Here is an 18,123-nt window from a genome sequence, read left to right on the forward strand (position 1 = left end):
TTTTTATTATTGAACAAAGCCCGCTAGTTTTAAATTAACGGGCTTTGCTATTATTCCGCATCGGAATCCCGCTTATCTTCTAAAGCGCGCCGACATAACTGCACAAAAAAAGCGAGATAATTCACCATCTCGCTTTTTTTTCATATATTGAAACGGTATTACTATTTTCTAAAACTTAAACACCATATTGTCTTCATATTTTCCTGAGTAACTCGAAGAAGTTTTCACGATAACACGCTCATAATTTTCGAACGCCTGCCAATTATCCCATTTATCTTCAATCATTGCCTCGATGAAGCGCACAAACTCAGACTTAGAAGAACTGAAGAATACATAAGGAGGACGTGTTAGATGAACTAAACGCAAGAAATCTATCAAGTCAAAATAGTTTTCCTGCTTGTAGCTTGCCTGTTGTGTGCATAAATATGGCGGATCTAATACAAACAATGCTTTCGGGTCTGTTTGGTATTTTGGCAGCAATGTATGGAAGCTCTCGCTCACTACTTCGATACCATCTAAATAGCCATCTGCACTTGGATAATCAGACTTTCTAATGCAATTCCAAAAATCTTCTTTAAATAGCTCATCGAGAGTTTTCACTTGCTGACCGCTGAAACATAGCCACGAACATAAAATATGTTCGTTGATATAGCCGTCAAAGCCTTTAATCACGTCGATAATTTGAGTTTTAATATCATTCGGCACTTTCTTGGATTTTGCACAATTCGCTAACAGAGGATAAATTGCTTGGCGTAAGCGGTTGATATCGTCGATATGTGCCAAGCGTTCTGCATAGCCGTCAAAATCGTTGTAAATTACCGTCGCTTCCGGTTTTAGGTGTTTTGCTACGTGACTTAGTAAACCTGAACCTCCGAAAGCATCAATAATTGTCCAGCCTTCGCCGTCGTTCGGGATGTCTTCAAGCAAACGTTCGAAATGTTTTAAAAACATTCTTTTTTGCCCAATAAATGGTAAAGGAGCTTGCTTAAACATTGCGGACTCCTTTACACTTACCTTGCTTGCTTGCTTGCTTGCTTGCTTGCTTGCTTGCTTGCTTGCTTGCTTGCTTGCTTGCTTTTAGGATTATGTGCTTGTGCTGCCATTGCTACAACGGCTAATGCCACTAGATTTTTCTTCATTTAATATCCTTTTTTAAACATCACAGCTAATTGATTAGGGCTGAAACGCCAGCCTTCTTCGGTCGCGAAGATTGCATTAAAGCACCACTCGGAACAGAAGTATTTTGAGCGTTTTTGCTTAATACCGAGTACTACACCTAATGCGCCCCACCAGTCGTAATGTTTGCCTTTAGTTTGCTCGAAATAGTGCTTAATCTGTTCCTCAGTAACATTTTGTAGAGGAATAAGAACCCATTTTCCATCACGCACATTGATTTGTTTGCAACGCACACCTTTATCTTGCACTGATGATGAATAGCAGTCGTATATCACTTCATGTTCATAGTGTGAGCCGCTCGTAAATTGACGGCGTTCAACGACTAATTCACAATGGCTAAAATCACCTTTAGTGAAGTTACGAGTGATTGCATCGGCAAAAGCTTTCCACGGTTCTTTTGCCCACGAACGCTTATTTTTATATAACGCCAAATACACTTGATTAGCCATTGTTGTATGCCTCCGCTAGGTTGTCCATTTGCTGAATAATGTCGTCATAAATTGTCTGCATTTCATCTTCGGTTAAGTTCGGCTTTTTCAATTCGTACTTACGCATGCGCTGATTAGCCAGTTCCACCAATAATTTACGCAAGCCTTCTGCCTGCACCAAAATTAAATTGGTTGCCGTGACATTATCAATACCAGCCTTAGTAGCAAAATCAGCAATAAAACGGCTTACTTCGCCTTGATAGTTTGCTGCTTTAAAGGCTACCGCAGCCGCTTCACGTTGGGCGTATTCGATTTCAAACCGTGTCCAAATGCTGTAAATTCTAGAAGCTTTATTATCCACACCATCAATAAATTGCTGTAACTTTTGCGCTTTCAACTCAGCTTGTTTCTCCGCCCTCAATACCCATACCTCGCCGTTCCATTCGCAATTCGGGTCTGATGGCTGTAAAGCGGTCAGATTTTCGGGAATTTTTCCCAATTCCGAGATGGTGACTTCTGCTTTGGTTTGCGTGTTGTAATAAACTTCGCCACGGTGGTCTTCGACGTATTGCCACACTTTGCCTGTCCATTGCACCGCAAAGCCTTGTCTAGCGGCTTTCGGTTCACTCAATACGGCATTAGCGCTCAAGCTACCACCTTCGCTGATGTATTGTTCTTCGCTGTGCACATAAACGCCTTGTGCATCAATCACATGAACGGTCATAAAACCGCTCTCAATCGCAAAGCCTTGATTATCAAATTGTACTGTCATTGTTCACTTCCTTATTTCGCCAAGCAGATATATTGAAATGCCACGTTTCGAGGGCGAGTTTCGTTCCCGCCTGTATTTGAGATTAAGTTAGCTACACTATTTTTTTCACTGACAATCTCACCTGATTTGTTTGCTGCAAGTAACAGACCGTCAGCGCCACTCAATAACCAGCCAGAGTTATTGATAGCTGAAAAAGTGGAGATCTTCGCACCGAATTCTCCCGAACTATTAGCATATCGAGTAACAGTTACATAATGAGTGTGTGCTGAGAGTTCCGCACCCTGCGAACGCAACAACTCTCGTGAACTATCCACGCCTCGCCCATTATCCCAACCTCGAATAAATTCGCCTCGCAAATCAGGCAGCCTGCCAGACGGGTATTTCTTCGCCAGCTCTGGGTAAGTGGTGGTGCTGAAGGTTTGCCCATTAAACGCCAAGCAGCCATCAGGCACGGCAGAGAGCGGATAAGGGAAAGGAATGCCGATGAGCAGATTTTTGAGTGTAGAAAATGCCTCATTTGTGGCTTTTTTGCCAATTTCGGCTAGAAGCGTTTCTTTGAGGCTTTCGTCTTCGCCCATGGCTTGCGCAATTTCGGCAAGCGTATCCAATGTTTCTGGTGCGCTGCCAACTAAGGCAGAAATCGCATTCGACACAAATTGCGTTGTCGCAAGCTGTTCGGTAGCAGTGCCAGTTTTCGCTGTGGGCGCTTTCGGTGTGCCTGTGAACGTTGGGCTGGCGATGGGCGCACGTTTTTCGACATCTTGCTTTAAATACTCCGTGCGTTTTCCAAGCTGAATAGCTTGACGATTGTCAATGCCGTCAGGTCCACCCATTACAGGGTCAGATGTTTCTAACTGATAAATTTCTTCTGCCCATTCAGGGGTTAAAATTAAACTTGCCATTTACTCTCCTTAAATTGATTAAGCCGTACCACGGTTGTACTGCCCATTGCGAGTTGCTTTGCCATTGTGTTGTAGGGCTACCGTGCGATAATCCAAACTTGCTAACACACACCGAGCTGGTGCAAAAACACGTAATGTTTTGCGTAATAGTGCCGCTTGTTCATTAGTAATTGCTGTTTTTAAAATCACACGATAATGCGCCCATTTGCTTCGGTCGCCGTGGAAGTAAGCGCCGTCACGCACGAAAGAGCCATCACGACGCTTGTCAAACAGTCCTTCTAAAAATTCCACTTCACCAAAGCCAAGTTGGCGAATAATTTCTCGAATTGCCCACGGCGTGCCTTTATAACGGTGCAATTCCACCGCACGTTTAATCAGCTTACGTTTGGCATCTTCACTTTCAGCCAAAAGCCAGCCGTCATAACCTGTTACACTCCATTTTTCAGCCAGCAATTCTAAAAATGCCGTTGGCACAAGGTAGGTGAAACTGGTCATTATTTGCGATTTATCGAGCGAATTTAACCGCTTGCCAAGGTCGGCAAGTGCGGTGAATTTTTTGTCCGTTTCGATAATCGCAGGGTATTGCAACTTAGCCATCTTGCCGTTCCCCATTGATGTTTATTGTGATGCTTTCACATTCCGCCCATTGTTGTTTGGTGAGTTTGGTAAGTGTTGGGCTGGCCAGCGTGACGTTATAGACACCAGCCACTTTTAAGGCAGCTTGAATATCTAACGGCACAATATCTGCCCCAAGTAGCTGCGTGCGAGATGAAATAAAGGCACGCAAAGCGGCTTCAGCTTGAACTTTCACGTCGCTTTCTGCCACGGTTTCGAGTAAATCCAAATTGGCGACCACGGAATAAGCCACACGTTCAGGCGAACTCACTACAACCGTGTCACACAAAGGTCTGAGTTTTTCGCCACTGATATGGTCTTTAACCTTGTTGAGCAGAATCGACGACGGCAGACCTTGCTTAGTGAGTATCGTCACTTGCACCGTACCTCCAACGGGCGTGGCAATATCTACATCGGCGATATATTGCGACACGCTACGAGTGTGATATTCGTAAGCCGCCACCGAACCACAGGTGGTAAAAGCTTCAGGGGCGAGTAAAATCCGTTTGCGATAATCGTCATCGCTTTCGGTATCAATGCCGTTATCCGACACATCAATATTGCTGACGGTAACCTTGGCATCGAGTGTGCTTTTTAGCGTTTTTACTTGCCCTAATTGCCAACCGTTGCCCACCGCGCCAGTGATTTGGCAAATGCCAACCACATCCACATAAGACTCCGTTGAGCTGATGCGGACTTCCGTATCGGTGGCAAACACCACGTTATCGGTCGCCGCAACCAGAGTGCCTTCGGGAATAACCACTGCGTCGTGATCGCCTTCCACGGAAAAACGCAAGGTCACTTCCGCAGGTAGGTCAGATAAGCGGTAACAGCCCATCGGCTCGCCGCATAAATCCAACGCCAAGCCTGTGGCGAATTGCGGAAAGGTTTGTAAAAAAGCGTGGTTAATCCCTTGACGAACCAGTTGTTCACGGTAGGCGTAGGATTGAATAATTGAGCGTTCAATATGAGCAGGTCGCAAGGTTTTGCCTGTGCGTTTTTCGTAGTCCGCAATGGTTTCCGCCAACACGATTTTCACGTCATCATTGATAATTTTGATTGCTTCTGTCATTACTAAACCTTACTGCTGCACTTGTGTTCGATAAATTTCACGGTAAACGTCATCGGTTAAAGACCAGGACACCGTAAAGGTAAAATGCGGTGCTTCTCCGTCCACTAACACTTCATCAATCACAATACGGTTTTCCCATTTCTGCAAGGCTTGCGTGATTTCACGCACAAAATTTGGCACAGCTACATCTTCGGGGTAATCAATAAATTTGAAATGATCACTGCCAAATTCGGGGCGTAGAATGTCCGTGCCTTTCTGGGTAGAAAGAATATTCGCAATGCAAAGATGAATATCATCAACGCCTGAAACAACGGAAACACCGTCGGTTTCAGGGGCTAATTGCCAGTGAGTAGATTGGATTTGTGTATTCATAGCCCCCATTATCGGGGGCGGAAGGAATTTTGGATTTTAAACCAAGTTAAAGAATTATTTATTCGGCTGTGGACTGCTACCGTGCGTATGCGTGCCTAACTCAACAGTGCCTTGTTTCACTTTCGGTGCAGATACTTCTTCGCCTGAAGTGATTTTGCCTGTTGCATGCAATTTTCCATTTACAACTGTATCCGCGTTAATTGTAGCGCCAGCACCAGCGGTAACGGTAACATGTCCTTTCGTATTCACAACCACATCGCCTGTTTTGCGGTTGTGCGAAATTTCAGTGCCGTTTTTAAATTTATGACACCATATTTCCGCATTAGCAACGGGCGTGGGATCTTGGTCGTTATAAATTGCCCCCAGCACGCAGCCGCCTTCACCACGGGCATCCAGTAAAAGTGCCACCAATTCGTCCTTATCCGGCAAGCAATAAAACTGATTACCGCCCGCGTTGGGCGTAAGAAAAGGCAGCCACGCGGTTTCCAAATCTTCAAGCGCGGGGATTTTACACCGCACTTTGTGCTTGGCGGCGTCCACTTCAGTCACAATACCTTCTTGATAAGTGGCGCCGAAATTATGCGTTTGCATTGGTTTTCTCCATTCCTAATGTGATTAGATCATCAGCGATAAATTCCAACATTCGCACTTCAATCTCGGTGGTGTAGCCTGAATTTCGTCCGAAACTGTGGCGAGAAGATTTGATCAGATACTTACCACTAAATACGCCTAAATTTTTGAGCAAAATTGTCGCTCCTGCTACCAGTTCAGGATTACCGATTAACGTAATATTGCCTGCGGTTTGGTTGTCATTTTGTTCTGCCAAAGCGGCTTCGCCACGAGCGTCGATTTGCTCTTGGGTTTCGCCACGGGTCACCACTTTCAGCGTGTCTTCACTTGACGCTTTTACCTGTTTTAAATTAGGGCGAAGTGCGGTCGCTTTTTTGCGTTTTTTTACCACTTTTTTACCGCTTGCATCAAAACCGCTGATGTCCACCGCTTTTGCGGTGTCTTTAATGCGATCTCGCAAGCTCAAGCTAATGGTGTCACGTTCTTCCAAAATCAAAACCGGCTCGCTTTTCCCCAGTTCGGTTTTGTCGGTAAAAATCAGCTGACTACCCACAATTTTAAAACTGTGATGATATTCACGAGCAAGACGTGCCAAAAATTCCACATCACGCTCTTGATATTGCGTAATCCGCTTAATGGGAATGGCTTTGATTTTACCGACCAGTTTCAGCTTCAAACTATCAGCCACTTTCGCTACCACTTGCGCCAGTGTGGTGTTCTCGTAGGCTTTCGGTTTTAGTGTGCGGTTCGCTTTGCTTATGCCTGTGCTTAGTGCTTTTAAATTAATGGTGGACGGTTTATAGCGGTATTCCACTTCGTCAATTTCAAACTCACCAATATCAACCAACAACGAATCTTTATAACCAATCGCCGCTCTTAATTTATCGCCTTGGGTCGGAAACCATTGGCGCACCCACTTGCCGCTGATATCTTCAAATTCCACCGTTAACTCATCGCTTTGTCCTTCCAAATGGTCGGTGTAAGTAAACTGTACTAAGCGCGGTTCAATATCTGCTGTGATGTTGGTTTTCTCATAACACAATGAAAAGTCAGGTTTTGGTACGTTACTCATTTGTTCCCCTTAGCCAAGGCGGCATATTTTCATTGCTGGTTGGTTTCACATTTAACACGGGGATATAAATGGTCACGCCCGTCGGCAACACTTCGCAAAAGCTGATATGCGGATTGGCATCAATAATCCGTCCATATTCCAAGGCATCTCCGTAATACTGATAACTTAAGTTATCCCAACGTTCGCCCTGTTTGACGATATGTTTAAGCAAGGTCTGTGTCGTCATTGTCTTTCTCCGTATCTGGTTCATCATCAGCACGCAACACGATCCAAGCCGTCATTTCCGCCACAGGTTTAGCGAGATAATCAAAACTTTCATTGACTGACGATAAAGCATTATCCGCAGGCGTGAACCAATTCGACCAATCATTGCCCGACGCATTGGTGAAACTGTCTTTCAATATTTGTAAGTCGGTATAAATATCATCAATTTTATGACTAAATTTGACCGCACTTGGTAATAAATCCGATAACCCACTTAGCGTATCACTCAATCCCGTGATTTCGCCAAAACTGCCTAACGCTCCGTCCAAATTCCGCAAAGCAAGGGGCAAATAACCGAGTGCCGTTGCCGGGTCGTCAGCAAATTTTCGTATGACGGCTACGGTATTTTGCACTTCGTCCACTAAACGCTTGCCTTGGTTGTAAAGTTCTACACCACGACTAACGGCATTTTTAACCGTGGAAAGCGTGCTGACAACACCGCTTGGCAATATCGAGCCTAACAGCGAATTGCTACCAAAATTCAAGGCATCACCGAATAAGCTGTCTTCGCTGTCACCCACAAATTCTTTAAGTGAAATCGTCATTTCACGACACAATGCATTGCCGTATTTATCGGTAAACAGAGTGGTGGAAGAAAGCTGCGTGATTACATAATTACCCTTATATTTTCCACGCCCCCAAATCAACGCAAGGGCATTTTGTTCCGCTTTGGCAGTAAGTAATGCCTGATAGCGACTTTCTACACCACCGATTTTGTGGTGCAGACGAATAGCAAAGCTCAATTCATTAAGTTTTTCACCCATTGCTTGCAACCGTGGTTTGCCTTTGAGTACGGCATGTTCGGCAAATTCAGCGGCAAAGGTTTCGCTAAATTCGGTTAAATCAATGGCCTCAAGGGCGATATCGCCCAACATAAAATACATTAATAGGCTCTCCGTTGACGTTGGTCTAACACGCGATTTAACAATCGCTCGAAATCATGGGCGGTCATTTGCAAGGCTTGCGTGATTTGCTCTGTCACACCTTGCGGAGCATTACCGTTTACATTAATGGTTGGGTTAAAGTTTACGACAATGCCGCCTGCATCTTGGTTTACTGTACGTTGTGAAACGGCATTTCTGTTCAGCGGTTCATAATCGCTGAAAATCAACGAATCTCGACCGCCTGCACTAGGGTTAAAGTCAGGCGTTTTCAGGCTCGGTTGGCTTAAGCCGAGCAAGTTGCCGACAACATTTGCCCCAAATTTCACATCGTCCCAAAGCGAACCGAAAAAGCCTTTTTCTTTACTTAAAATCGGTTCCGCTATAGTTTTTACCGGTGTAAAAAGTGGCTCAGATTTGACTGTACTTTGCATTTTATCCAGCGTTTGCATTCGTTGGATATATTGCAGGCGTGCGTTTTTCATCGTTACAGGCGTTGGCATTTCAGAAGTCTGAACACTTGGCGCCAAAACCTGTTCGGATTTGACCGCACTTTGTATTAATGCCGGTTTTGAGACTTGCTTAGCCGATTTTTTGATTACCGGCGTTACCGATTGCGCAACCGGTTTTATGGGGACTGTAATAGCGTTTTTTGCCATATCTACAGCAAAATCCGCCATATCCTGTACTGGGGTTTTAACCTGCATTGGCTGTGTAACCGGCGAAGGAATGCTTTTCGGTGCGGCATTTTTCATTTTGTCGCCCATTGCCAATACGGCGTCAGCCGCCAATACCGCATTTTTTGCTACACCAATTGCCAAACCTTGTGCGATATTATCGCCGTATTCCATAAAGACGCGGCTCGGAGAATGGATTTTCATTTCCCCGGTAAACCAGCCTTTAATAGATTGCCCTAAGCCAATAACCCAATCTTTCGCACCGTTCCAGGCGCGTCGAATACCATTGACTAAACCGTCAATGATATTTTTACCGAAACCGCTGAAGCTATTTGGCAAATCCACGCCGAACCAGCTCATTACCGGGCGGAAAATTTGATAGAACAATCCTAACGGTGACCAGTTCAGAATGGTGGCGGTGATGTTACCGATACCGGAGGAAAAGAACCCTTTGATATTGTCCCACGCCGCCGAGAAATATCCGGTAACGGTTTGCCATAAACTGCCGAATTTAGCGCTTAACCAGCTCCAGTTATCCCAAATCAGGTATGCACCCAGGGCAATACCGGTAATCGCCAGACCGATAGGATTCGTCAGCAGGGCACGCCCCATCATAAACATGGCTTTACCGAATGTGAGCGCCATATCCAGCACTTTGACGCCCAAGGTAGCAAACAACAAACCGCCTAATTTCAGCCACTTGAACACCGTCCCCAATACGCTGACGAACATGCCTATCGGCTTAGACAGACCAATCCAAGCCATGCCTGAAACGCCGATAACCGCGCTTAATGCGGAAAATCCCGTCACCACTCCGGCAATAGCACCGCCGACATAAATAAAGGTATCGACCAAGCCTTCATGTTCTTTGGCAAAATCCGTCACACGGTGCATCAGTTTCGCCAGACCGCCGGAAACCGTGTTAATAATCGGTAAAAATCTTGCGCCGACAACTTTAAAGAATTCATCCGTGCTTTGGCTTAATAATTTCAATCCGTTTTCCGTGGTGGCGGAACGGGAGGCGAATTCTTTCTCCATGGAACCGAGATATTTTAAATTGCCGTTGGCGTCGGTTTCCTGCAAAGTTCTCAGGCTTTTATCCAGCACATTCACATTGCCGGCTAATACGGCGACATCATCGGCATATTCACGCCCGAACAGATCAACCAACACGCCCATGGCTTTGTCTTTCGGCAGTTTTTCCAATCGTTTTAGAAAATCCACTAACGCCGCTTGCCCGTCTTTGGCGATATTGCGCTTTAACTGTTTAGCGGAAATGCCCACTTGATTTAAGGCGCCCTGGAAGGCTTTGCCGCCTTTCTCCGCCGTCATTAATTTAGTCAGCATGCCGTTAATGGCGGTGCCGGCGACTTGCGGCGCTTTACCTAAACTAATGAAGGAATTCGTCAGTGCCGCCGCCGCATTTTCGCTTAACCCGAACTGTTTTGCCGTTCCGCCGACGCGGCTCATGGCATTGACAATATCCGCCGCTCTTGCCGGCGAGTTATTGGACAGCTCATTAATAGCGTCGCCTAAATTGCCCAACTTGGTAATCGGAATGCCGTAGACATTGGCGATTTTTGCCATGGCGTCCCCGGAGGCGTCGGCGGACATATCAAACGCCACCGACATCTTGGCAATAGTGGTGGTGAAGCTTTTCAAATCTTCTTCCGCCACGCCCAACTGACCGCCGGAGGCGGTAATCGCGGCAAGTTCTTCCGCCGCCATCGGGATGGTGCGGGTCATATCCAGAATATCGTTGGACAGATTTTTAAAACCTTCCGGCGTTTTAAAGTCCACGACTTTTTGCACATCCGCCATGGCGGATTCGAATTTCATCGCAGGTTCCGCCAAACCCAGCACTGCATTGCCGCTGGCTTTAATGCCGGTCAAGGCACCGGTTACGCCAAGTGCGGTCATTTTTCCGAGCGTTTTCAACTTGGCGGAGGTCGCAACAGACTGATCCCGCAATGTGGCAATCGTGCTTTTTACCCGGTTGAGTCCGGCAATCGCACTGCCGACACTGGCGCCAATCATTAAAGCGATTGATAAATTGGATGACATGCTTTATAGTTCCTTTAGATTCCTACGGAGGCAAAGCGATATGCTTAAATTTATTGATACCCTGTTTCTGGTATTTGCCTGGTTACTGATGACGGTGGCGGGATTGGCTATGCTTTCGGTCGGCTTGTACTATTACCCGCTAATGACCGCCGTGTTATTCGGCTTGCTGTTGCTTGCGCCGGTGCTGATTGCAGCGGATAAATACCTGGTTAACATCAACATGCCGGCAAGTGCGCCAAAATGGTTGCAAGCCCGTCATGGCGCGCTGACCAATATTCAGCAAACCTTATGGCGAACAGCCGAAACCGAATTGAAAAAAGCTCACCATTAACAAACAAAGCCGCTAAACAGCGGCTTTCGTATAATTGGCATCAATCTGCCGTTTGGCTTGTTTAAGCCACCGTTCGATTTCATTCAGCGTCATTTCTTCCAATTCCGAATGGGAAAACCCAAACCAAAAAGCAAGATCCGCCAAGGCGTTATCCAGGCCGTCTAGGCTGACTTTCCCTGCACCATCTCCGTAAAGGCTTTTTGCAGTTTGCCGTAGTCCGCAATATCCAATTCGTCAATATCTTCCGGCACCAAACCGACCAACTGGGCAAACATAAAGATTTCCTGTTCCGCTTCGGTTTTTTGTGCACTCATGCGGCGCATATCTTTGGCTTTTGCGCGGCGCATCTTCAGTTCCGTCACGGTATTGCCTTCGCCGTCTTTAATCGGATAATCCAACTGGATAGTGCGGAAAACCAATAAATCATCTAATTTCTGGGACATAAAAAAACTCCATTGTGGGTTATTGTTTAACTTCACAATGGAGTTTACGCCGACTGCCGTCGGAGAGATTTTAAAGAGATTTAAAGGTTTACTGACCGACATTGGTGCGGTATTTACTTAATACATCTTCGCCGTTGACACGGAAAATATTGGCAAATACATCAATAAACAGAATTTCTTTGCCGGCAACGGTTTGCTTGATGGAATGCACCGCAAAGGTATCGTCGAATTTGGCGTTTTCCTTGCTCTCCACATCCGTGCCGCCGATTTTCACCGAGGATACATTCATGATAGTGACCATCGGCTCTTCCGCCGCCAACCCTTGCGCATTAAATACTTGCAAGTTTGAACGGCATTGCAGTTGGAAGTTTTTGAACGGGTTGTACAGCTTCGCACGCACTTCCGGGTAATAACTGTCCCAGTTCACGCCGCCTTCAATAGCTTTGGCGCCGGACGGCAGTTTGATGGTACCGAAAAGGCCCAGCCCCTTATGGTCAACCATTTCAAATTCAATATCGGGAATTTTGATTTGTTGCGCCTTGCCGATTTGTGAATTACCGTCGATGTACACATTGGCATTCACAATTTGATTAATCGCAATACTCATAGTTTATCTGTCCTTATCGTTGTGATACCAGGTTCGCCAAATAAGTACGAGTCATCACGGATTTATTGCTAATCCGCTCGCCCGGAATTTTCGGCGTGTAATCGTAAATTAACGGAATCTGACCCTGACTGAAGGCATCCACTAAATCGTAGTCATAATCCAAGCCCACCGAATAACCTACCAGCGATTTTTGGCTGCGCAGGAAAGTATCAATAGTTTCAATAAAACTATCGATTAAGGCGTCATCAATCGGCTTATCAATGAACTGTAATTCCGCCTGACGAATAGATTCGTCGATAATATCACCGGTACGGGACGCCACTTCAAAACAGCTGATATGCGTTTCGGTCGGATAGTTTGATGAGCGGTTACCCCACAAGCGAAAACCCGTGCCGAAGCTGTTGAAAATCGTGGTAATCCCCACCGCATTTAAGCGGTTGGTTTCCGATTGAATATCGTCCACACGTGCGGTCAGCGGAATTTCCATACCGATAACACCGCTGAGTTCGTGATTCGAGGTTGAGAACCAATAACCTTCATCCACGTCTACTTTCATACGCAAACCGGCGGCATGCGTAGCAAGGCTTTCTAGGTTATTGCTTGACCCCAGTGCATAAGGGAAGAAATGCCGCACGTTTTCATTGGAAGCCGATGCATTAATCGTACCGAGTGAACCACGACCTTGAATCGCTTTGGATAGGCTCGTGCCTTTCGGTAACTGAACGTACGCCTTGGCGTGCATTTGGTCTGCCAGCGTTGCCAGGGCAGCCGCACAGCTGGCGGTTTTGTCGTATTCCGGGCAAATCAGAATTTTGGCGTCCGCACCGTACAGGTTAAAACCGTCACGTAAGAGTTCAAAGCCCTGGCGTTTACCGGTTAAGCTGTCCACACCGCCTTTGATGTCATCTTCGGTGACCTTTTCAGGGTCGGCATACACATAGCTTGCGGTTAAGTCTTGTTCGCCCGCCGCCACGGTTAAAGTGATTTCGCCCGATTCGAGATTGACACTGTAAGTTTCGCCTTCGGTTAATAGCGAACCGCCTAATTTGACGTTAGTGACGCTAATTAAGCCTTTCTTTGCCGTGGTCGCCACAAGGGTGTCGCTGTCCTGGGTTAACACTTCGTCCGTCACTGTCGTGCGGTGTTTCGCCGGGTCTAACACATTGACCACATACACCTGACCGCTGGCGTAGCGCGCCAAAATGTCGAAGGCATCAGGCAAAGTAAAGCCCTGGTCTAAAATGGTACCGAACTGTGAAAAGTCTTTTTTGGTTAAACAGACGGTCAATTCGTTTACTGCGCCCATGGGTGCAGTACCGACGATACCGATAATCGCACCGTCTACGGTGCTGACTGCTACGGAACCGCCGTTTACACGTTTGGTTTCCGAGCCATGGTGAAAAGCCATAATCTTCTCCTATGGTTTCTTAGGTTTCTAATCCGGTCGCACAGATTGATCTGCGCGGCGTAAATGTGCGGTGACAAATTTCGGCAAATCCTGCGTCTGGATCTGTTGCACCTGTTGTGTTTCCGTTTGCAATATCAGTTGATATTGCCAGATACCGGTTTCTTCGTCGGTGCCGTTAAAAAATTCGTCCACCAACCAGCACTCGGTGCAATTTACGGGGCGGAACCCCACCATCAATAAGCGCAACTTATCCAGCAAATTCAACGCACCTTCATCATCATGCAAATCACGGGTCAGTACCGTCAGGGCGACTTGTACATGCCGGGTTTGCAGCACCGCTTCCGTGGTACGCGGTTTTTCGAATTTGCTTGCCAGGTAACTAATCAGCACCGCCCCGTTAATATGCGATAAAGAATACGTCCCGGGGTTGTTGGGAAAGAGTTCCACATCCCATTCCGGCAAATTTTCTTTCAAATATTGTGCAATATCGTTCAGAATTGGTTGGGTGGCTGACATCGTTAATATCCGTCGGTATTTATGCGCTGAGTCGCCCGCACTTCGTATTCGCTGTTGTCCGGCAGTAAATCGTTCGATTTTTCTACCGCACTTTCCGCAATGCCTAAATGCAATTTGCCGTTAGCAATTTGTTCCAGTTCCTTCACCGCCTGAGTGTAGGTTTCTTTCACGGTTTCCGGCATTTTGGTTTCCGGACGGCGCGCATACAGCCAATAGCGGGCAAGGGTTAATGCATGCTGACTGATGAGCGTCGGCACTTGCGTAAGCGGCAGGGTGTAACGGGAACGTAACGCCGCATCAATCCGTTCCTCCGCTACTTTAATCGCGGTGTCCAGCACGGTTAAATTCGGCTCCGTCGCCGTCGGCTCGTCATTGCTTAACTGCACCAGCGTTTTACGGGCAAATGCCGTGGTGAGCTCATCAATCGTTACGTACATTATTCAACCTTAGATTCGTCGCCTTTACCGGCGTCTTTTTGTTGCGTTTTTTTCGCGCCATCGGTTTGTTTATTGCCGGTTTGCTTATTGCCGTCTCCCACCGGTTTTACGATGTCCAAATAAATTCCTAGGTTTTCCGCCTGCGCTTCGTCCAATTCGATAGTGGCGCCGATGTCATAACGTTTGCCGTTGTGCAATAACGGGCTGCCTTTTACGGTTGCAGTCACTTTTGCCATGTTGTTTCCTTATGTGTAATGTTGTTTCTGTTTTGAAAACGGTCGCCAGCGACCGTTTTGCCTAAAGTGCGGTCAAAAGAACGGGCGTTTTACACCGCGGATTTGATTAAGTAACCGGCGTCCGTCATTAACAAATATTCTTTGTTGATGTCGGTGGCGCGCGCGTTGTACACCTTGCCGCCCACTTCGTCGTATTTGTCCACCACAAAGGCGCCTTGACGACGGAAGGTATAACCGAAGGACGGTTTATACATTTTGTGTTTGCCGTCCGCCGCTTTTTGCGGTACGTACGCCATCACGATGTCGTTTTCCCATACCGGTTGCGTATCTTGGTCTAATTGGGTGGTGTAACTTGCACGACCGATAGCGATTTGCAAATCGTCCTGACCTTCACCTTTGATTAATTCGGCGAATAATGACGGTGAAAGGGATTTCAAACCGCGCTGTTTCAAAATATCCAACACTTCTTTGTGATTGCGAATCGCCGTCCAGACGTTAGATGAAATCACAATACGGTTCACGCTTTTGCCGCTTGCCATGCGCACGGCTTCGAACGCGTCATCAAAGACTTTAAATAATTGCGAATCCGCATGACTAAACTGGCTGGTACCGGATAACACGATTTTGTTTTTCGCACCGTATGCGGCTTCATTGGTGACTAAGGCTTTGATGCGCAATTCGCGATTCAGCGCCATTTTTTCCATCACTAAATCGACGGCGAATTGTTCATAGTCGAAGTCCGCTTCTTTACCTTCGCGGTAGTCAATCGGATAGGCTAAATCTTTTTCGCCTAATGCGATGTCTTCCGTGGTGACTTTCGCCGGCGTAATTTTGTTGCTTGCCGCATGCAATTCGCGTTCGTCGTTTTCGGTTACGAAAGCTTCTTTACCGAATTTAGGCAAGCGTGCGCCTTCTTTCGGTACATCGGCGATTGGCAATAATAATTCGCCCACGAATTCGTTATTGTGATAACCCAACGCATATTGGGTTAAGACGGGATCTGTTAGGCGAGTCGCTACTTTTTGTCCTGCCATTTTTATTTCCTTTGGTTGATATTGATAGGGTTAACGTGTCAATTACTTCACGGCGCCTAAGGCGGTGACGTAATCCACATTATGTTCTTTCATGTACGCACGAATACGGCGATCGAGTTCAATGCGGGTAGGGTCGTCCGTTTCCGCATATTCCACTTCGTCCGGCGGCGTGTCTTTCGTTTTGTCCGAGGTCGCCACTTCACCGAACTCAATGATTTTCGGCGATTGTGAAAGTGCGGTCTTAAATTGGCTTAATACGTCCTGTTCTTCGCCTTCCCCGAATTCCGGGTCTTTCCCCGCTTTCAGGTCGGCAAGATTGTCGAGTGCGCGCACTAAGGCGTCTTTCACGACCGGGGCAAGTTTGCCCTGTTTAACCAAGCCTTCGGCGAATTCCGCATTACCGGCTTTTTCCGCCGCCAACGCCGCTTCCGCCTGGGCGGCTTCCGCTTTCGCTTTTTCCGCTTTCAGTTTTTCGTTCTCCGCCTTTAAAGCTTCTATTTCTTCAGGTGTCATTCCAGTTTCTCCTTCGGGTTTCTGGGGTTCGTTAAAAATCGGTTCAGGTGTGACTTGTTCGGACTGCACCTGTTTTTGAATCTGGTCGCGCATCGCGTCTTCTTTCAACCATTCCACTTCAAAGTGCGGTAGGGCTTTATCGGCGTCTTCAATGCCGAACTTGCCGATAATCCATTCACGCAGACGGCTGAACAGGCTGGCTTGCCCCCAATCGCTGAATTCCAGGAAGTCGTCGTCTTCCGCGAATTCCACCTGTTTCAAGCCCTTAACGGCCGGGGGCATTGCCCCCAGAAATCCCACGTGGCGCAGTGACAGTACGCCTTTGTGCGGATTATTCGGGCTGTTCGGCAAATAAAATGCCGCAGAAACTTTTTTGAATTTGCCGCTTTTCACCATTTCGGCGAATTCGGCGTCCACTTCGTCCACATCGGCTTTCAGTACATCGCCGTCAAGGCTTAAGCCTTTCACCCAGCCCCATGCCGGGTTGTTTAATTTGGGATGACCGATCACCAAGGGCGCTTCATGGAATTCGGGGTTGTAAAATTTGACGGTGTCTTGCAGATCTTCGACGGTAATATCCACTTCGGTGCCATGGGCGTCCAAGCGTTTACCTGCTTTGAAAATTTCGATTTGGGTCATATTGCCTCCGTTACGGGGCAATCATAGAAAATTAACGGGGGTTGCGCTTTTAATCGCATTTAAAGAATAAAAAAGAGGTGTGCAGACAGAAAATCGGGCGTGAATGATGTTTTAGGGCGTTTATGCGTGTTTATAAACACCCATAAACGGATTGGAGCAATAATTTATCGAACTTAAAATAAAAACGCACAGCGGCGTTTTTAGGGCTTATTTTTGATTTTAGCGGGTTATTTGATTTTTCCCAGCGATTTTTGCAGGTGTGAGACCGCTTTTTTAAGTAGATAATATTCGTTCTCTTTGTTCACGCCCAACCACGGACGTGCCGGGATAGTAACCTGACGCCCCTTTCCGGCTTTACCGCCGAATTGGTGTAACGCCGCATAAACTTCCGGCGAACCGAATTCCACGCCATCATCCAAGATATTATAGGCGGTTTTGTTCGCCAAATTACCGTCTTGACGCAAAATCTTCAGCGATTTACCGCGCTTACGTTTCCGCGCCAGAGTTTTGGCGGCAAGAGGCGTCCAGGGTTTGCCGTTCGGGTCTTTCTCCGTTTTGAAACGGTCGTCATGGATTTTCTTTAATTCCTCGCCCAGTAAGGCATACAAGCGGCGCGGCGCTTTGAGTTGGGCGGCAACGGATTGCAGTTTTTTAACGGCTTGGGTGTCGTCTAAGGTAATTTTTATCATGTCTGTTCTCCGTTAAAATATCAGCGTGGTAATGTTGCCACGCCGATAAAAGGAGTTCCTATGGAACAAGAAAAAATTAATGCGGCTTTAGCTCGTGTTCAAGAAGCAGGCTACAAATCATCGTTGATGTTAGCTTTGGCTGAATGGGCGGAACAAAAACTGCGTCAAGGTGAAACGCTAGATGTTGCTTCATTAAGCGCATGGGCGGCAGATCCGACACGGAAGAAAGCGTACTCTTTTGCAGTTAATCGCTTTTTAGCAGAGTTCAGTGATTCAGCCAGCAAAGACAAATAGAGGTAATCCTCATCGCCAAGCTCCGAGCAGTGCAGTTCAAGTGTGCGTGCTAACATTTCTTGACCTGTTTTGCTTGGAGTTTGTTTTTCTCTTTCTTGAATAGCAATAGCC

Annotated in this window: 25 protein-coding genes; 2 read left to right on the forward strand and 23 right to left on the reverse strand. The window is 46.7% G+C overall.

Annotated elements, in window-relative coordinates:
- Positions 1–168 precede the first annotated feature (168 nt).
- The 13 genes from MS_RS00345 to MS_RS00405 are packed head-to-tail and all read right to left on the reverse strand — an operon-like array spanning position 169 to position 10,865.
- Positions 169–993, reverse strand: a complete 825-nt coding sequence (locus MS_RS00345) for a hypothetical protein (protein WP_011199259.1) — start codon at positions 991–993, stop codon at positions 169–171.
- 17 nt (positions 994–1,010) lie between these two features.
- Positions 1,011–1,139 carry a hypothetical protein gene (locus tag MS_RS11065; protein WP_011199260.1) on the reverse strand — a complete coding sequence of 43 codons (129 nt, stop codon included), beginning with the start codon at positions 1,137–1,139 and terminating at the stop codon, positions 1,011–1,013.
- Entirely contained in the window at positions 1,140–1,625 is a 486-nt protein-coding gene (locus tag MS_RS00355; protein WP_011199261.1) for a hypothetical protein, read from the reverse strand.
- The gene (locus MS_RS00360; RefSeq protein ID WP_011199262.1) at positions 1,618–2,376 is read right to left on the reverse strand and encodes a hypothetical protein; all 759 of its coding nucleotides are present in this window, start codon (positions 2,374–2,376) and stop codon (positions 1,618–1,620) included. Before MS_RS00360 ends, MS_RS00355 begins: the two co-directional genes overlap by 8 nt.
- A gap of 11 nt (positions 2,377–2,387) precedes the next feature.
- The gene (locus tag MS_RS00365; protein ID WP_011199263.1) at positions 2,388–3,278 is read right to left on the reverse strand and encodes a phage tail protein; all 891 of its coding nucleotides are present in this window, start codon (positions 3,276–3,278) and stop codon (positions 2,388–2,390) included.
- 18 nt (positions 3,279–3,296) lie between these two features.
- Positions 3,297–3,875, reverse strand: a complete 579-nt coding sequence (locus tag MS_RS00370; protein WP_041639434.1) for a phage tail protein — start codon at positions 3,873–3,875, stop codon at positions 3,297–3,299.
- A complete protein-coding gene (locus tag MS_RS00375) occupies positions 3,868–4,965 on the reverse strand; it encodes a baseplate assembly protein (RefSeq protein ID WP_011199265.1) in 1,098 nt (365 codons plus the stop codon). Before MS_RS00375 ends, MS_RS00370 begins: the two co-directional genes overlap by 8 nt.
- A 9-nt stretch (positions 4,966–4,974) precedes the next feature.
- Positions 4,975–5,337: a GPW/gp25 family protein gene (locus tag MS_RS00380; RefSeq protein WP_041639435.1), complete on the reverse strand. Its 363-nt coding sequence runs from the start codon at positions 5,335–5,337 to the stop codon at positions 4,975–4,977.
- A 54-nt stretch (positions 5,338–5,391) separates the two neighbouring features.
- Entirely contained in the window at positions 5,392–5,928 is a 537-nt protein-coding gene (locus MS_RS00385; RefSeq protein ID WP_011199267.1) for a phage baseplate assembly protein V, read from the reverse strand.
- Positions 5,915–6,979 (reverse strand): phage late control D family protein, encoded by a 1,065-nt coding sequence (locus MS_RS00390; protein WP_011199268.1) that lies wholly within the window; start codon positions 6,977–6,979, stop codon positions 5,915–5,917. Before MS_RS00390 ends, MS_RS00385 begins: the two co-directional genes overlap by 14 nt.
- Positions 6,972–7,205 carry a tail protein X gene (locus MS_RS00395; RefSeq protein WP_011199269.1) on the reverse strand — a complete coding sequence of 78 codons (234 nt, stop codon included), beginning with the start codon at positions 7,203–7,205 and terminating at the stop codon, positions 6,972–6,974. Before MS_RS00395 ends, MS_RS00390 begins: the two co-directional genes overlap by 8 nt.
- The gene (locus MS_RS00400) at positions 7,183–8,127 is read right to left on the reverse strand and encodes a phage tail protein (protein ID WP_011199270.1); all 945 of its coding nucleotides are present in this window, start codon (positions 8,125–8,127) and stop codon (positions 7,183–7,185) included. Before MS_RS00400 ends, MS_RS00395 begins: the two co-directional genes overlap by 23 nt.
- On the reverse strand, positions 8,127–10,865 hold the full coding sequence (locus tag MS_RS00405) for a phage tail tape measure protein (RefSeq protein WP_041639437.1): 2,739 nt from the start codon (positions 10,863–10,865) through the stop codon (positions 8,127–8,129). Before MS_RS00405 ends, MS_RS00400 begins: the two co-directional genes overlap by 1 nt.
- 40 nt (positions 10,866–10,905) lie before the next feature.
- Here MS_RS00405 and MS_RS00410 point away from each other — a divergent pair, with 40 nt between their 5' ends.
- Positions 10,906–11,196, forward strand: a complete 291-nt coding sequence (locus MS_RS00410) for a hypothetical protein (RefSeq protein ID WP_041639438.1) — start codon at positions 10,906–10,908, stop codon at positions 11,194–11,196.
- 12 nt (positions 11,197–11,208) lie between these two features.
- Here the strand turns inward: MS_RS00410 and MS_RS00415 are convergent, their stop codons facing one another.
- From MS_RS00415 to MS_RS00460, 10 genes are all read right to left on the reverse strand, one after another.
- Positions 11,209–11,340: a GpE family phage tail protein gene (locus tag MS_RS00415; protein ID WP_011199273.1), complete on the reverse strand. Its 132-nt coding sequence runs from the start codon at positions 11,338–11,340 to the stop codon at positions 11,209–11,211.
- A 17-nt stretch (positions 11,341–11,357) separates the two neighbouring features.
- On the reverse strand, positions 11,358–11,639 hold the full coding sequence (locus tag MS_RS00420) for a phage tail assembly protein (RefSeq protein ID WP_041639440.1): 282 nt from the start codon (positions 11,637–11,639) through the stop codon (positions 11,358–11,360).
- A gap of 88 nt (positions 11,640–11,727) precedes the next feature.
- Positions 11,728–12,246 carry a phage major tail tube protein gene (locus tag MS_RS00425; RefSeq protein ID WP_011199275.1) on the reverse strand — a complete coding sequence of 173 codons (519 nt, stop codon included), beginning with the start codon at positions 12,244–12,246 and terminating at the stop codon, positions 11,728–11,730.
- Between the two features lie 13 nt (positions 12,247–12,259).
- Positions 12,260–13,654 carry a phage tail sheath family protein gene (locus MS_RS00430; RefSeq protein ID WP_011199276.1) on the reverse strand — a complete coding sequence of 465 codons (1,395 nt, stop codon included), beginning with the start codon at positions 13,652–13,654 and terminating at the stop codon, positions 12,260–12,262.
- A gap of 27 nt (positions 13,655–13,681) precedes the next feature.
- Positions 13,682–14,170: a Gp37 family protein gene (locus MS_RS00435; protein ID WP_011199277.1), complete on the reverse strand. Its 489-nt coding sequence runs from the start codon at positions 14,168–14,170 to the stop codon at positions 13,682–13,684.
- Positions 14,171–14,172: 2 nt separating this feature from the next.
- Complete coding sequence (locus MS_RS00440; protein ID WP_011199278.1) at positions 14,173–14,607, reverse strand: gp436 family protein; 435 nt, start codon at positions 14,605–14,607, stop codon at positions 14,173–14,175.
- Positions 14,607–14,843 (reverse strand): hypothetical protein, encoded by a 237-nt coding sequence (locus MS_RS00445; protein ID WP_011199279.1) that lies wholly within the window; start codon positions 14,841–14,843, stop codon positions 14,607–14,609. The genes MS_RS00440 and MS_RS00445 overlap by 1 nt, the downstream gene beginning before the upstream one ends.
- An 89-nt stretch (positions 14,844–14,932) precedes the next feature.
- Positions 14,933–15,877, reverse strand: coding sequence for a major capsid protein (locus tag MS_RS00450; RefSeq protein ID WP_011199280.1), 945 nt, complete (start codon positions 15,875–15,877; stop codon positions 14,933–14,935).
- Between the two features lie 42 nt (positions 15,878–15,919).
- Positions 15,920–17,029 (reverse strand): hypothetical protein, encoded by a 1,110-nt coding sequence (locus tag MS_RS00455; RefSeq protein ID WP_041639442.1) that lies wholly within the window; start codon positions 17,027–17,029, stop codon positions 15,920–15,922.
- A gap of 227 nt (positions 17,030–17,256) precedes the next feature.
- Positions 17,257–17,718, reverse strand: coding sequence for a phage virion morphogenesis protein (locus tag MS_RS00460; protein WP_011199282.1), 462 nt, complete (start codon positions 17,716–17,718; stop codon positions 17,257–17,259).
- A 60-nt stretch (positions 17,719–17,778) separates the two neighbouring features.
- On the opposite strand from MS_RS00460, the gene MS_RS00465 reads away from it, so the two are divergent.
- Entirely contained in the window at positions 17,779–18,012 is a 234-nt protein-coding gene (locus MS_RS00465) for a hypothetical protein (RefSeq protein ID WP_011199283.1), read from the forward strand.
- The last annotated feature ends 111 nt before the right edge of the window (positions 18,013–18,123 follow it).

This window comes from [Mannheimia] succiniciproducens MBEL55E (genome assembly GCF_000007745.1).
In the GTDB taxonomy this organism is placed as follows: domain Bacteria; phylum Pseudomonadota; class Gammaproteobacteria; order Enterobacterales; family Pasteurellaceae; genus Basfia; species Basfia succiniciproducens.

Bases quoted from the DNA above. Each gene is read 5' to 3' on its own strand.
- MS_RS00405 (WP_041639437.1), bottom strand. From the start codon at position 10,865: ATGTCATCCAATTTATCAATCGCTTTAATGATTGGCGCCAGTGTCGGC.
- MS_RS00345 (WP_011199259.1), bottom strand. From the start codon at position 993: ATGTTTAAGCAAGCTCCTTTACCATTTATTGGGCAAAAAAGAATGTTT.
- MS_RS11065 (WP_011199260.1), bottom strand. From the start codon at position 1,139: ATGAAGAAAAATCTAGTGGCATTAGCCGTTGTAGCAATGGCAGCACAA.
- MS_RS00420 (WP_041639440.1), bottom strand. From the start codon at position 11,639: ATGTCCCAGAAATTAGATGATTTATTGGTTTTCCGCACTATCCAGTTG.
- MS_RS00380 (WP_041639435.1), bottom strand. From the start codon at position 5,337: ATGAATACACAAATCCAATCTACTCACTGGCAATTAGCCCCTGAAACC.
- MS_RS00425 (WP_011199275.1), bottom strand. From the start codon at position 12,246: ATGAGTATTGCGATTAATCAAATTGTGAATGCCAATGTGTACATCGAC.
- MS_RS00440 (WP_011199278.1), bottom strand. From the start codon at position 14,607: ATGTACGTAACGATTGATGAGCTCACCACGGCATTTGCCCGTAAAACG.
- MS_RS00445 (WP_011199279.1), bottom strand. From the start codon at position 14,843: ATGGCAAAAGTGACTGCAACCGTAAAAGGCAGCCCGTTATTGCACAAC.
- MS_RS00435 (WP_011199277.1), bottom strand. From the start codon at position 14,170: ATGTCAGCCACCCAACCAATTCTGAACGATATTGCACAATATTTGAAA.
- MS_RS00390 (WP_011199268.1), bottom strand. From the start codon at position 6,979: ATGAGTAACGTACCAAAACCTGACTTTTCATTGTGTTATGAGAAAACC.
- MS_RS00375 (WP_011199265.1), bottom strand. From the start codon at position 4,965: ATGACAGAAGCAATCAAAATTATCAATGATGACGTGAAAATCGTGTTG.
- MS_RS00395 (WP_011199269.1), bottom strand. From the start codon at position 7,205: ATGACGACACAGACCTTGCTTAAACATATCGTCAAACAGGGCGAACGT.
- MS_RS00460 (WP_011199282.1), bottom strand. From the start codon at position 17,718: ATGATAAAAATTACCTTAGACGACACCCAAGCCGTTAAAAAACTGCAA.
- MS_RS00400 (WP_011199270.1), bottom strand. From the start codon at position 8,127: ATGTATTTTATGTTGGGCGATATCGCCCTTGAGGCCATTGATTTAACC.
- MS_RS00465 (WP_011199283.1), top strand. From the start codon at position 17,779: ATGGAACAAGAAAAAATTAATGCGGCTTTAGCTCGTGTTCAAGAAGCA.
- MS_RS00355 (WP_011199261.1), bottom strand. From the start codon at position 1,625: ATGGCTAATCAAGTGTATTTGGCGTTATATAAAAATAAGCGTTCGTGG.
- MS_RS00360 (WP_011199262.1), bottom strand. From the start codon at position 2,376: ATGACAGTACAATTTGATAATCAAGGCTTTGCGATTGAGAGCGGTTTT.
- MS_RS00410 (WP_041639438.1), top strand. From the start codon at position 10,906: ATGCTTAAATTTATTGATACCCTGTTTCTGGTATTTGCCTGGTTACTG.
- MS_RS00450 (WP_011199280.1), bottom strand. From the start codon at position 15,877: ATGGCAGGACAAAAAGTAGCGACTCGCCTAACAGATCCCGTCTTAACC.
- MS_RS00385 (WP_011199267.1), bottom strand. From the start codon at position 5,928: ATGCAAACGCATAATTTCGGCGCCACTTATCAAGAAGGTATTGTGACT.
- MS_RS00370 (WP_041639434.1), bottom strand. From the start codon at position 3,875: ATGGCTAAGTTGCAATACCCTGCGATTATCGAAACGGACAAAAAATTC.
- MS_RS00365 (WP_011199263.1), bottom strand. From the start codon at position 3,278: ATGGCAAGTTTAATTTTAACCCCTGAATGGGCAGAAGAAATTTATCAG.
- MS_RS00455 (WP_041639442.1), bottom strand. From the start codon at position 17,029: ATGACCCAAATCGAAATTTTCAAAGCAGGTAAACGCTTGGACGCCCAT.
- MS_RS00430 (WP_011199276.1), bottom strand. From the start codon at position 13,654: ATGGCTTTTCACCATGGCTCGGAAACCAAACGTGTAAACGGCGGTTCC.